At 58.7% G+C, this 12,639-nt stretch carries 12 protein-coding genes and 2 pseudogenes; 12 read left to right on the top strand and 2 right to left on the bottom strand.

Translation table 11 applies throughout. From position 1 onward, the window contains the following. The first annotated feature begins 136 nt into the window (after positions 1–136). Positions 137–397, top strand: coding sequence for a glutathione binding-like protein (locus tag ENE74_RS17735; protein WP_241242086.1), 261 nt, complete (start codon positions 137–139; stop codon positions 395–397). Positions 398–437: 40 nt separating this feature from the next. Here the strand turns inward: ENE74_RS17735 and ENE74_RS17730 are convergent, their stop codons facing one another. Together ENE74_RS17730 and ENE74_RS17725 are read right to left on the bottom strand one after the other, a co-directional pair. After that, a complete protein-coding gene (locus ENE74_RS17730) occupies positions 438–1,493 on the bottom strand; it encodes an alcohol dehydrogenase (RefSeq protein WP_127692198.1) in 1,056 nt (351 codons plus the stop codon). Positions 1,494–1,533: 40 nt separating this feature from the next. Continuing rightward, positions 1,534–3,024 (bottom strand): aldehyde dehydrogenase family protein, encoded by a 1,491-nt coding sequence (locus ENE74_RS17725; protein WP_127692197.1) that lies wholly within the window; start codon positions 3,022–3,024, stop codon positions 1,534–1,536. Between the two features lie 165 nt (positions 3,025–3,189). Between ENE74_RS17725 and ENE74_RS17720 the strand changes: the two genes are divergently transcribed. The 11 genes and pseudogenes from ENE74_RS17720 to ENE74_RS17670 form a co-directional block, all read left to right on the top strand. Further along, a complete protein-coding gene (locus ENE74_RS17720) occupies positions 3,190–3,651 on the top strand; it encodes a MaoC family dehydratase (protein WP_127692196.1) in 462 nt (153 codons plus the stop codon). After that, entirely contained in the window at positions 3,648–4,526 is an 879-nt protein-coding gene (locus ENE74_RS17715; protein ID WP_127692195.1) for an HpcH/HpaI aldolase/citrate lyase family protein, read from the top strand. The genes ENE74_RS17720 and ENE74_RS17715 overlap by 4 nt, the downstream gene beginning before the upstream one ends. A 59-nt stretch (positions 4,527–4,585) precedes the next feature. Continuing rightward, a complete protein-coding gene (locus ENE74_RS17710) occupies positions 4,586–5,752 on the top strand; it encodes an acyl-CoA dehydrogenase family protein (RefSeq protein ID WP_127692194.1) in 1,167 nt (388 codons plus the stop codon). Between the two features lie 25 nt (positions 5,753–5,777). After that, positions 5,778–6,959 (top strand): CaiB/BaiF CoA transferase family protein, encoded by a 1,182-nt coding sequence (locus tag ENE74_RS17705; protein ID WP_127692193.1) that lies wholly within the window; start codon positions 5,778–5,780, stop codon positions 6,957–6,959. An 18-nt stretch (positions 6,960–6,977) separates the two neighbouring features. Beyond that, positions 6,978–7,907, top strand: a complete 930-nt coding sequence (gene kce / locus ENE74_RS17700; RefSeq protein ID WP_127692192.1) for a 3,5-dioxohexanoate:acetyl-CoA acetone transferase — start codon at positions 6,978–6,980, stop codon at positions 7,905–7,907. A 135-nt stretch (positions 7,908–8,042) separates the two neighbouring features. Next, complete coding sequence (locus ENE74_RS17695) at positions 8,043–9,089, top strand: LysR family transcriptional regulator (RefSeq protein ID WP_164847542.1); 1,047 nt, start codon at positions 8,043–8,045, stop codon at positions 9,087–9,089. Positions 9,090–9,313: 224 nt separating this feature from the next. Then, positions 9,314–9,652 (top strand): transposase, encoded by a 339-nt coding sequence (locus ENE74_RS17690; RefSeq protein ID WP_037543664.1) that lies wholly within the window; start codon positions 9,314–9,316, stop codon positions 9,650–9,652. After that, positions 9,649–10,005, top strand: a complete 357-nt coding sequence (gene tnpB, locus ENE74_RS17685) for an IS66 family insertion sequence element accessory protein TnpB (RefSeq protein ID WP_009823144.1) — start codon at positions 9,649–9,651, stop codon at positions 10,003–10,005. The genes ENE74_RS17690 and tnpB overlap by 4 nt, the downstream gene beginning before the upstream one ends. A 100-nt stretch (positions 10,006–10,105) precedes the next feature. Next, positions 10,106–10,810, top strand: a pseudogene (locus tag ENE74_RS17680) (IS66 family transposase); the annotation flags it as partial. A gap of 119 nt (positions 10,811–10,929) precedes the next feature. Further along, positions 10,930–12,192, top strand: coding sequence for an IS21 family transposase (gene istA, locus ENE74_RS17675; protein ID WP_127692189.1), 1,263 nt, complete (start codon positions 10,930–10,932; stop codon positions 12,190–12,192). After that, a pseudogene (locus ENE74_RS17670) lies at positions 12,189–12,512 on the top strand (ATP-binding protein); the annotation flags it as partial. The gene istA and the pseudogene ENE74_RS17670, both read left to right, overlap by 4 nt. Positions 12,513–12,639: the final 127 nt, after the last annotated feature.

Below are 12,639 nucleotides of genomic sequence, written 5' to 3'. Positions count from 1 at the left end.
CCGGTCGGGCTACGCCCGCCCTCCGCCGCACGCAGCGCAAGGCCATCTTCAACAAACCAACATCATATCCGAAAAGGGGTCCCTCTTCGACGCCGATCGGGGGTCCCTTTTGAACGCCGTTTGACACCGTCCATATTTGGCCGGGGAGTTTTATAGTATCGCTGACATCTCGTTCTTTCCATGGATCGAATATCATGAATGGCAGGGCCAGCGGCTTGATAGCTATGCGCACCTTTCCGCCTGGTTCGACCGCGTCGCAGCCCGACCGGCCGTAATACGCGGTCGCGCCATCCCCTATCCCTGCACCGAATACGGCGACAGCGCGGAAAGCCGAACCTTTCAATCGCTTGTGGAGGCACGACTGGCGGACTCTGCCTGGACGCCTTCAGCGCGCTAGTGACAGGCGACCAAATCGTTTCAGGAGGGCCATTGCTTCCTTATCCGTCATTAAGGACGATGCGCCCTGTCACCCGACCATGATGGAGGTCCATCATTGCCTGATTGGCATCGTGTCTGGGGCAAATGTGGATCGGCGTCGGTTTGAGCTTGCCCGTGTTGGCAAGCGCCAGAACGTCGCGCAGATCCTGGAGATTGCCCGTGTTGCTCCCTTGTATAGAGTGCGCCCGAAAAACCATCGCAGCAAGCGACAGCGTGATTTCACCGCCTGACATTCCAAGAAGGATCAGCCGTCCACCTTTGGCGAGGACATCAAGTCCTGCGCGCGCTGTCGCCGAAATATTGACAAAATCGATCACGGCCTGGACTGGTCCACCTGCCGCCTCCAATATCCGGGCGCTGACATTTTCGCCCGTGCCATCAACGACTGCAGTTGCCCCTTCCGCTATCGCAGCAGCCCGCTTTTCCGGGTCGGTATCGACCGAGATGATCGTCTCATGACCGAACGCTTTGAGCATCGCGACCCCCATCAGGCCCAGACCGCCCGCCCCGATCAGTACGATCGGTTCGGTTGGCGCTATCGGCATGACCTTGCGCAGAGCGGAATAGACGGAGATGCCCGAACAGGCATAGGTTGCGGCCAGGCCGAGATCGACATCGCCGGGATCTACCAGATAGCGAGCATGCGGCACTTTTACATGGCTAGCAAAGCCCCCATGCTGCACCACGCCGAGTGATCGCTGCGCGAGACACATATTGTCCTGCTCGGCAAGGCAAGCTGCGCAATTACCGCATCCCAGCCATGGATAAACGACACGCACGTCGCCTACATTTACGCCCTGCGCATCCGGTCCCACGGCAACGACCCGTCCAGCGATCTCGTGTCCTGGTGCGCGTGGCAATGTGACACCGCGGTCGGTGATTTTCATCACCTTCCCGCCCCCCATATTATATTCGCCTTTCCAGAAGTGCAGATCGGAATGACACACGCCGCAATGTGTAACTTCGACGACGACTTCGGTCCCGGTCGGCTCGGGCGTTGGAACATCGATTTCCTCGAGCGGCGCACCAGCTTCGACAACTGCCCATGCCTTCATGTCTGCATCCTCTTAGTCAATATCATTGCGGACGCTGCGTTTATGCAGTCCTGATCCACACCGTCTTCGAGTAAAGATAATCCTCGATGTGCCGAAATCCGCCCTTGCTGCCATAACCGCTCAGCTTTGTTCCGCCGTAGCTGGTCGATGGATCTGTCACTCCGTAACAGTTCACCCAGACGATACCCGCCTTGATGGCGCGTGACACGCGGTGTGCCCGACCCACGTCGCGAGTCCATACCGCACCGCCGAGACCGTACTCAATGGCGTTGGCCAGCCCAATCACCTCCTCTTCGTCATCGAAAGGAATGATCGAGATGACCGGTCCAAAAATCTCTTCCTGCGCTACGCGCATGGTGTTGCTCACCCCGGCCAAAACGGTTGGGGCAAAATAAAAGCCATCAGCCAGTGCCCCCCCCAGTCTTTCGCCACCGAAAGCGATTCGTGCGCCCTCCTGCTGTGCCAGTTCCACATAGCCGGCCACGGTCTCCAGCTGCGCTTTCGACACGAGTGGGCCAAGCTGTGTTTCTGGCTTCAGACTGTCGCCCACGCGCAAGGTGGCTGTAAAGGCGGCGAGCTTCTCCACAAAGGCATCATGGATCGAACGCTGCACGAAGAGGCGTGTGCCTGCGTAGCAGACCTGTCCGCTATTACCAAAGCAGCCCATGGCTGCTCCAGGCACCGCCAGATCCAGGTCAGCGTCCTCGAAGATGATGTCGGGTGACTTACCCCCGAGTTCCACGGCGACTTTCTTCATGTTCACGGCCGACGCTTCGACGATCTTTCGCCCCGTCTCGGTTGAGCCGGTGAAAGCGATCTTATCGACATCTGGGTGAGCTGCGAGCGCGGAACCGGCAGTTTGCCCCCCGCCGGTCACCACATTGATGACGCCTGCTGGCACGCCGGCTTCGAGCATGATCTCGGCCAATCGCAGCGACGATAGTGACGCTTCCTGGGCCGGCTTAAGGACCAATGTGCATCCCGTCGCCAAGGTGGGGCAAATGCTCCAAAGTTGTGAAATTAAAGGACCATTCCAAGGGATGATACAGCCAACAACGCCAACAGGATCTTTTACCGTATAGCTCATGAACGAGCCGGGAAAGCTATTCTCCAGCGTTTCGCCCCGGATATTGACAGCTTGCGCCGCGTAGAAGCGGAAAGCCTGCAACAACCAGCGCTTAAAAAGCGATGTGCGGGAAACCGGGGCTCCCATATCCATTGTTTCGATCAGGCTGAGTTCTTCAAAATCACGCTCGATCAGATCGGCAATCTTGAGGAGCAGGTTTTGTCGATCAAACGGAGTCCACTTGCTCCATGGGCCCTCGAACGCCAGTCGCGCGGCCTCCACCGCCGAATCAATGTCAGCCGCTCCCCCTTTGGCCAGAGTGGCAATCACCTTACCCGTGGCCGGGTTGATACTGTCGAAAGTTTCACCGGAAATCGCTTCGACCCACTGTCCGCCGATCAGGAGCCGTTTGACACCGCCGTTGTTGAGAAATGGCACCCGGCCATCTTGCGTAAGTGAGGTCATCTTGAGTTCCCGGAATATCTGCGCACGCCAATCTGCGTCCGCATGATTGTCCACCGTGCCGGCTCAAGATCGAAATAGGGACTTCATCTGAACGCGATAATCACTTGCTATGGGTCAAAATCGCCAGAGACGGCTAAATATGGCGAAAGACTGGAGGAGAGACCCGTGGCAGGGAAGTGGTTTGACGAGTTAAAGGTTGGAGAGACATTCGACCACCCGATCCGGCGGACGTTGACCGAAACAGACAACGTCCTGTTCAGCGCGATGACACATAATCCCGCGCTGTTACATCTCGACGAGGAATATTGCCGGACCGAGACAGAATTTGGTCAACGGATTGTAAATTCGGCCTTCACGCTTGGTCTGATGGTTGGTATTTCGATCGGAGATACAACGCTCGGCACCGCCGTCGCCAACCTGGGATGGGACGAGGTTCGTTTTCCAAAGCCACTGTTCCATGGTGACACGGTACATGTGACGTCAGAAGTCATTGAACTACGCGACAGCAAGTCCCGCCCCGATCAGGGAATCGTCACTTTCCTGCATCGCGCCTACAACCAGCATGGAGATCTCGTGGCGCATTGTCGGCGATCGGGCCTCCAGCGCAAGCGGCCGCAAAGCGTATGACTCCGCGCTCCTGGCTTTTCATCCCGGGCGACAGCGACAAAAAGCTGGCCAAAGGCGATCATTCGGGTGCGGATGCGCTGATTCTCGATTTGGAAGACGCCGTGGCGCCAGACGCCAAGCTGACCGCCCGCGAAAAGGTTGCCGACTACCTCCTTGCGCGGCCCATTCGCGAGCGCACATCCCAGCTGTGGGTTCGGATCAACCCATTGTCGAGCGGCCTGGCCATCGGTGATTTGGTCGCAATTGTTGCTGGCGCACCCGACGGTGTGATGTTGCCGAAAGCGGACGGACCGCAGGATGTGCGGACCGTATCTCTCTATCTCGATGCACTCGAGGTGCAACACGGGATAGAATTTGGCACCACACGGATTTTGCCGGTTGCAACAGAAACCGCGCGCGCGCCTTTTCATCTTGGCGATTACGCATCGGCCGGGCTGGCGCGGCTTGCCGGGCTGACCTGGGGCGCGGAGGATCTATCGACCGCTTTGACGGCAAGCACAAATATCGACGCTTCAGGATCGTGGGCCTTCACCTATCGCATGGTGCGCTCACTGACGTTGATGGCCGCCCACGCCGCCGGCGTCCCGGCGATAGAAACCCTTTATGTCGATTTCCGAGACGAGGAAGGCTTGGCCGCCTCTTGTCGTGCGGCACGCGCTGAGGGCTTTGCAGGACGTATCGCCATACATCCCGCGCAGGTAAACCCTATCAACCAGGGCTTCGCGCCTTCGGCGGAGGAAATCGCCTCCGCGCACAGGGTCGTCGCAGCCTTTGCTGCCAATCCCGACACTGGCACGATCGGAATTGACGGCAAGATGCTCGATATCCCGCATCTCAAGCAGGCGCAACATGTCCTGTCTCAGGTTAAACCGTAGGACTGCTGTCACCCCTCGGCGCGCACCCTTTCCCCCAATCTAATCGCTTAGGAACGGTAATGGATTTCACTCTTTCTGAAGACCACAAGACGATCGATCAGAGCATTAGGCGCATCTGCGCTGACTTTTCGGACGACTATTGGACTGAATGTGAGGAGAAAGCCCGCTTTCCGCACGAATATCATCGTGCCATGGCAGAAGGAGGCTGGCTCGGCATAACGATGCCTGTGGAGCTGGGTGGCGCGGGACTGGGTGTCACCGAGGCTGCGGTCATGATGCATGCGGCCTCGTCTAGCGGCGGCGGTTACACAGCCGCTTCGGCGATCCACATCAATCTGTTTGGCCCTCACGCTATCGTTGTGCATGGCACCGCTGAGCAGAAGGCCCGTTGGCTGACGCCGCTGATAAAGGGTGAACAAAAGGCGTGCTTTGGCGTCACGGAGCCGGACGCGGGTTTGGATACCACCAGCATCTCGACATTCGCGCGCAAGGTCGATGGCGGATACCGGGTGACGGGACGAAAGATGTGGACGTCGAGCGGTCAGGTCGCCGACAAGATCGTGCTGCTAGCACGTACAACGCTGAAAGCGGACTCCGCCCGACCTACCGATGGCATGAGCTTATTTTATACAGACCTCGACCGCACCAAGATCGAAGTTCGGCGAATTCATAAGATGGGCCGTAACGGCGTCGACTCGAACGCCGTTTTCATCGATGACATTTTCATTCCGGACGAGGATCTTATCGGGGAAGAGGGCAAGGGCTTTTCCTACGTTCTGCACAGTCTCAACCCGGAACGGGTGCTGGTTGCCAGCGAAGCGATCGGCTTGGGCCGTGACGCGCTTAATCGCGCCGCAACTTATGCGCGCGAGCGTGTCGTATTTGGCCGACCGATTGGACAGAACCAGGGCATTCAGCATCCGCTCGCGGAATGCTGGGCTTTCCTCGAATCGGCCTACTGGATGACCTTGCGCGCCGGTTCGCTTTACGATTCAGGCGAAGCTTGTGGTGCCGAAGCCAACGCGGCTAAATTTCTTGCCGGTCGCGCTGCTTTCAATGCTTGCACGCAAGCTGTGCTGACGCACGGCGGCATGGGATATGCGCGGGAATATCAGGTCGAACGGTTGTTCCGCGAATCGATCCTCATGCGCATCGCGCCAGTGACCGAGCAGCTTATCCTGTCGTTCCTGGCCGAGAAGGTTCTTGGCCTTCCAAAGTCATATTGATTTCTCTCTGTCCGCGAGACTGTTTATGGCATTTCCGCTCACCGGCATCAAAATCGTCGATCTCAGTCAGATCTATAACGGACCCTATGCCACTTATTTGCTGGCTCTGGGCGGGGCCGACGTTATTAAGATCGAGCCGCCAGGGGGCGAGTCTCTCCGACGCAGGGCTGCCGTTGGCGGAGCAGCGCTTCCATTCGCAATGCTCAACGGGTGCAAGCGCTCCATTGTCCTTAACCTGAAGGCGCCAGAGGGCAAGAAGGCGCTGATGGCGCTGGTGGAAGACGCCGACGTGGTCGTCGAGAATTTTGCCCCTGGCGTGATGGACCGGCTGGGCGTGGGGTCAGACATTTTGATGGCCCGCAATCCCCGCCTTATTTACGCATCAAGTTCGGGCTTTGGTCGCGACGGCCCTTATAGCAGCTACCCGGCCATGGATCTGACCGTTCAGGCCATGGGGGGCGTCATCCATACCACGGGGCAACCCGACCAGCCGCCCGTGAAGGCCGGCCCCGCAATGGCGGACTTTTTTGCAGGCATTCACCTCTACGGTGCCATCATGACCGCGTTGTTCGAGCGTGAGCGCACCGGCGTTGCCCGCCGCCTCGAAGTCGCAATGCAGGACGCTGTCTATGCATCACTCAGCTCGAACCTGGGGCTTCAATGGGGTAGCAATGGCAAAGAAAGTTTGCCGCGAACAGGCAATCGCCACGGGGGCATGGCAGAATCCCCCTATAATGTTTATCCAACGCTGGACGGCTACATAGCAATTATCTGTGTTGGAGAAGCGCATTGGCGCAGCCTAGCCCGGGTGATGGACGCTGAAGCGATGGCCGACGATCCACGTTTTACCACACTTACCGCACGCGTCGCGCATATGGACCTGATCGATGCGACGGTGTCCGACTGGACGCGCCAGCACGCCACATCCGATCTGTTCGTCAAATTGATGGAAGCACATGTGCCCAGCGCGCCTGTGCGCACGCTCGAGGAAGTCATCAACGATCCTAACATGCACGCTCGTGGAGCGCTGACGCATATCGATCATCCTGAATATGGCCGGATCGTCGTGCAGCAATCCCCCTTCTGCTTCGATGGGGTTCCGCGCGTTCCCCTCACGCCCAGTCGCCCTTTGGCCGCTGATCGAGCAGAAATTCTAGCCGGGCAGCTCGGTCTTGATGACGAGACGATCACGCGCGCAACAACTTAAATCGAGGGAAGGAATACCATGTCCACGGGCAAGGTCATCATCAGCTGTGCGATCACGGGATCCATTCACACGCCAAGCATGTCGGAGCATTTGCCTGTCACGCCCGCAGAGATAGCCGAGGCTGCGATCGGTGCGGCAGAAGCAGGCGCTGCCATCGTCCACCTGCATGCCCGCGATCCTCAGGATGGCAGGCCGGATCAGTCGCCCCAAGCATTTGAGCCCTTCCTGAAAGTTATCAAACAAGCGAGCAATGTTGTCGTCAATCTTACGACCGGCGGCTCTCCCTACATGTCGGTCGAAGAGCGGGTACGGCCGGCGGTGGTGTTCCAGCCCGAGGTAGCCAGCCTGAACATGGGGTCGATGAATTTCGGGCTGTTTCCGATGCTCAAGCGATACAAGGATTTCAAGTATGACTGGGAAGAACCCATGCTTGAAAATTCGAAGGATCTGGTATTCCGCAACAGCTTCAAAGACATCCGCTACGCAATCGAAACGCTCAATGCCGCCGGCACCCGCTATGAGTTCGAATGTTACGACACCTCGATGCTGTACAATCTCCATTATTTCTGGACAGAAGGGCTGATCAAACCCCCGTTTTTCATTCAGACCTGTTTCGGACTGATGGGTGGTATCGGCAGCCACCCGGACGATGTCATGCACATGAAGCGAACGGCAGACAGGCTATTTGGTGAACATTATCAATGGTCGGTACTGGCGGCCGGCATAGCGCAGATGAAGGTGGCTGCGATGGCAGCGGCGATGGGTGGGCACGTCCGGGTCGGACTGGAGGACAATCTCTGGATTGGCAAAGGTCGGCTGGCGAAGTCCAATGCGGAGCAGGTGACAAGGGTCCGCCAGATCATTGAGGGGCTCGGGCTTGCGGTCGCCACGCCCGACGAAGCACGGGAGATCCTCAGTTTGAAGGGCGGGGACAAGGTCTCCTTTTAGCGAACCGTGCTGACAGGCTATCAAGACGTCCGATGTGTGTGAGCTAGGAAATGGCTTGGACAGCGTTCGATTGTGCCTCGGCTAAACCCTGCTGAATCCTAGACAGCCAAACGTCATCGTGCTAATTTAAAGAAGGTGCAGGATGTAAAAGTGCTTTTAAGAGCCATCCCTCCTGCAAAACAGGAGAGAGATGTCGTGGACCTGAGGCATTTACGCTATTTTGTTGGCATGATCGATGCGGGCAGCCTTATGAAGGCCGCCGAACGGCTTCACGTAGCCCAGCCAGCCCTTAGTGTGCATCTTGCAAATCTTGAAGGCGAACTCGGTACGCAATTGGTCAATCGAAGCAACCGCGGCATCGAGCTGACCGATGACGGTCGGCTATTATACGATCGTGCGGTTGTAATGTTGCGGCACCATCAAGATACGCTCAATGCGCTCAAATCGCGGAAGAACAAGACGACTGGGCGGGTTTCGCTCGGTATGCCATCGACACTTCCCAGCCTGATCAGTGCGCAACTTTACCGTATGGTGCGGGACCGGCTCCCCGAGGTTCAGCTATATATTGCTGATACTAGTACGGCTGCACTGTTTGAGTGGTTGCAGGAGGGCAAGCTCGATCTCGCCATCCTGTTCAACCTTCCTGAGAATGCGGGGGTGGATTTCTCACCTCTGTATGTCGAAGATTTCTGTCTGGTCGGCAGACCACCCAGCGGCCCGGTCGCAGCGGAAATCGCCTTTGAAGACGTATTGAACTACCCCCTCGCTATGCCGTGCAGATCAACGGCCTGGCGCAAGATCCTCGACGATGTGGCAGAGCGTCAGAACAAGGTACTTCAATCAGTCGTTGAGACAGAATCCTTGTCAGCTCTTCGTGCCATGGCACTTTCCGGCGAATGCTATGCACTCCTCCCCCGGTCGGCCGTATTGGAGGATATAAGAAGCGGCGTGCTTCAGGCTCGCAAGATTGTCGATCCGGATATGCAGGGTGTCATGTCGATCGCATCAGTCAGCGGTCGTGAACTCAGCCGTGCGACCGTTGAAATCAGGGAAGTGGTCATCGATGTGTGCTCGGCGTTAGGGACAGATTTGCCGACCCCTGACCAGGGCGTCTCTGGAGGCCAGATTCTGCGCGTGGTGCCGTCGACGCTTTTTGCGTCAGCGCGAATGGCCAAACGGTAGGACCGTATGCCCGTTTCATGAAATCGGCCGGTTCGCGGAGTTACTATCATTGCAGCACGCGGATACAGACCAGCTTGGTATGCGCTGTTTCCCACCCACCTTGTTCGATGTGGTGATTAGGGCAGACGTTGGTCGGTATGGAAGCCCACAGCCTTACGAGCGCACTGGACACCCACACTGGAGTTAGTCTGGAGCCTGTTCGCCGCCCTGAGGTGCTCCGCAGCATGGCAGGTCGGCGACGGATCTGGACGCTGGAGCAGAAGCTGGCGATAGTCGGGGAGATGGCGCGTTGCGGCAACATCGCCGAGTTCTCCCGCCAGCACGATATTCGCACGTCGTTGCTCTACACTTGGCGCCGGGAGCTGCGCTATGTGTTGGAAGCAGGTCGGGCCACCAGCCATGCGGAGCCGATGTTCGTGCCTGTCATGGCCGACAGTCCCAAGCCATTGTCGAGCGATGTCGCAATAGAGGTTGAGGTGGGAGGCGCCGTCGTTCGGATTGGAGGTACGGCTAAGGCCGATCTGGTGGCAGCAGTGATCCAGGCGTTGCAGGTACAGCGGTGATCGGGATCGGTCCGGGCACGCGGGTCATGGTGGCGACGCGCCCGGTGGATTTCCGCAAAGGGCCTGATGCCCTGGCGGCGCTGGTGAGCGCAGATTATGGCGGCGATGCCTTTTCCGGCGTGATCTATGTCTTTCGGGCCAAGCGTGCCGATCGGATCAAGCTGATCTGGTGGGACGGGACCGGGCTGTGCCTGATGGCGAAGCGTCTGGAGCAAGGCAGCTTCAAGTGGCCTGGCATCCAGGACGGCGTGATGCGTCTTTCCGCCGCCCAGCTAGGCGCGCTTCTGGAGGGATTGGACTGGCGCCGGGTTCATGGCGGCCGTCGACCGCAGGCCCCGCAAATTGCCGGTTGACGGGGCTTTGCCTCACTGATTCATTGTTACCATGCTCATGCAAGCGGACCTGCCAGAAGACATCGACGCGCTTCGCGCGCTCGTCCTGGAGCAGTCCCGGATGCTGGCGGAGGAGCGGGCCGCATCTGAGGTCAGGCTGACAGAACTGGTCGTTGCCAAGGGCGAGGCGGACGCCGAGATCGAGCGCCTTCAGTCGATTATCGATGCCTTCATGCGGCATCGTTTCGGTCGCCGGTCTGAGCAACTCGATGCCGATCAGCTCCAGCTGGGACTGGAGGATGTCGAGATCGCCCTTGGACATGCCCGTGCTGCAAGAGATGCTGTTGCACCGCGTTCCCGCAGCGATCAGCCCCGTAAAACCAACCGCGGCTCCTTGCCCGCGCATCTCGAGCGGATCGAACAGATTGTCGATATTGAGGAGAAGGTCTGCCCTTGCTGCAGCGGGGCGCTTCATCAGATCGGCGAAGATGTTGCCGAGCGGCTAGACGTCGTTCCCACGACCTTCCGCGTGCTGGTGACACGACGCCCGCGTTATGGCTGTCGCTCCTGTGAGGGCGCGATCGTCCAGGCTCCTGCTGCGGCGCGGATAGTCGAAGGCGGGATCCCGACCGAAGCGCTGATCGCCCAGGTGCTGGTATCGAAGTATGCCGATCATGTTCCTTTATACCGACAGGCTCAGATCTACGCCCGGCAGGATATCAAGCTCGATCGCTCCACCCTGGCGGACTGGGTCGGTCGGGCAGCATGGTATTTGCGGCCATTGCGGGACCGTACTGTCATCGGTCGTGCAATTCTCCGCAAAAGTGGGCTTTGAAAATTCCCTAGTTGGTGGCCCCTTCATCTCATTCTGCCGGGGCTAGCCCCGGCAGAATGAGATGAGCCGACATTGTCCTCATCTCCTTTGCAGACGCGGAGACGGGGCCGATGATCCGACTTGGAGAATTGATGATGATCCTCGAACTACATCGGCAGGGTGTATCGATATCCGCCATTGCCCGACGCACTGGTCGCGATCCCAAGACCATCCGAAAATATATCGAACGGGGCATCGAGGCCCCGGTTTACGGCCCTCGCATGCTGGGTCGACCGAACAAACTGGCACCCTATCTGGAATTTTTGCGTGAGCGAGTGACGGCCTTTCCCGATCTGACTGCGGCGCGCCTGACGCGGGAAATCCGTGAGCTGGGATATATGGGCGCCTATACCGCGGTAAAGCGGTTCCTGGCAGCGATCCGGCCGGAAAACGGGCCTAAGCCCTTTGAGGTTCGGTTCGAGACGCCGCCTGGCGTGCAGGCACAGGTCGACTTTGCCCGGTTCGTCGTCGAATTTACCGATGAGCCCGGCGTCAGCCGGATCGTCTGGCTGTTCAGCCTGGTGCTGGGACATTCGCGCTTCCTGTTTGCGCGCTACGTCATGCATCAGGATCTCCAAAGCCTGTTGCGCTGTCATATGCAGGCCTTTGAAGCGCTCGGCGGCGTCCCGATCGAGATCCTCTACGATCGCATGAAAACCGCTGTGACCGGGGAAGATGATCAGGGCCACATCATCTACAATCGATCATTGCTGGCTCTGGCCGGGCATTATCGCTTCGTGCCGCGCGCCTGCCGTCCCTATCGGGCCAAGACCAAGGGAAAGGTCGAGCGGCCATTCAGCTATATCCGCAAGGACTTCTTCCTGGGCCGGAGCTTCCGCAATCTGGACGATCTCAATGTCCAGCTGATCGACTGGCTCGATACCGTCGCCAACGTCCGTGTCCACGGCACGACGCAGCGGATTATTGCTGAAGCCTTCGCCGCCGAGCAGCCTGAGTTGCAGCTGCTCCCGGCGGGCCGCTTTGACGCTGTTCTGAAGCTGGAGCGCCGCGTCAGCCACGATGGGATGGTCTCGGTCGGCGGCAATTACTACAGCGTTCCCGATCGCACCCGGCGCGTCGTCGAAATCCAGCAGTTGCCCGACAAGATCCGGATCGTAGACCTGGGCCAGGTCATTGCCGAGCACCCGGTTCTTGAGGGGCGCCGGCAGTACAGGATCGATCCTGCGCACCGGACAGGCAGCAGCGGCGCCAAGCGCCGTATCCATGGCAAAGAGGTAATCGCCATCGGTCGTGTAGGCGAGCATGTCACCGTGCGCTCCCTGGCCATCTATCAAGCGATCGGCAGCCAACTGGCGCGGGGAGAACGGCCATGAACCATGGGGGTGCCGCATCCCGCGTCGATAATATCCGCCGCAGCCTGGTCCATCTCAAAATGCCACGCGCCCTGGAGATGCTCGACGCCACCCTGCGCGGCATAGAGCAGGGCAAAATCGATGGCATCGAGGCCATCGACATATTGCTGAACGAAGAACTGTCGCTCCGGGAGAACCGCAGGATCAAGGCAGCCCTGCGCATGGCAAGGCTGCCGATCATCAAGACGCTGGACGGATATGACTTCTCCTTCCAGCCATCGCTCGACCGGAACCGCATCCTGGCGCTCGCTGGCCTGGACTTCATCAACCGGGCCGAGGTGGGGGTGACTACACGAAAGTGACGTATCTGCACGGAAAGGGCGAACGGATAGCGAACGTCACGCGGCAAGTAGGGAGTTGACGGCGCGCAGCGGTCGCAAGGCGTCCGGATCGGGTTGATCTTCAACA

Origin of the sequence: Sphingobium algorifonticola (assembly GCF_004005485.1) — a bacterium.
GTDB lineage: Bacteria > Pseudomonadota > Alphaproteobacteria > Sphingomonadales > Sphingomonadaceae > Sphingobium > Sphingobium algorifonticola.
Note: the sequence above shows the minus strand (reverse complement) of the source record. Positions and strands in the feature narration are given on the sequence as shown.

What these genes read in the sequence shown, in the direction of transcription:
- ENE74_RS17730 (WP_127692198.1), bottom strand. Translation starts at nt 1,493, where the DNA reads ATGAAGGCATGGGCAGTTGTCGAAGCTGGTGCGCCGCTCGAGGAAATC.
- ENE74_RS17725 (WP_127692197.1), bottom strand. Translation starts at nt 3,024, where the DNA reads ATGACCTCACTTACGCAAGATGGCCGGGTGCCATTTCTCAACAACGGC.
- ENE74_RS17715 (WP_127692195.1), top strand. Translation starts at nt 3,648, where the DNA reads ATGACTCCGCGCTCCTGGCTTTTCATCCCGGGCGACAGCGACAAAAAG.
- ENE74_RS17710 (WP_127692194.1), top strand. Translation starts at nt 4,586, where the DNA reads ATGGATTTCACTCTTTCTGAAGACCACAAGACGATCGATCAGAGCATT.
- ENE74_RS17705 (WP_127692193.1), top strand. Translation starts at nt 5,778, where the DNA reads ATGGCATTTCCGCTCACCGGCATCAAAATCGTCGATCTCAGTCAGATC.
- kce (WP_127692192.1), top strand. Translation starts at nt 6,978, where the DNA reads ATGTCCACGGGCAAGGTCATCATCAGCTGTGCGATCACGGGATCCATT.
- ENE74_RS17690 (WP_037543664.1), top strand. Translation starts at nt 9,314, where the DNA reads ATGGCAGGTCGGCGACGGATCTGGACGCTGGAGCAGAAGCTGGCGATA.
- istA (WP_127692189.1), top strand. Translation starts at nt 10,930, where the DNA reads ATGATCCGACTTGGAGAATTGATGATGATCCTCGAACTACATCGGCAG.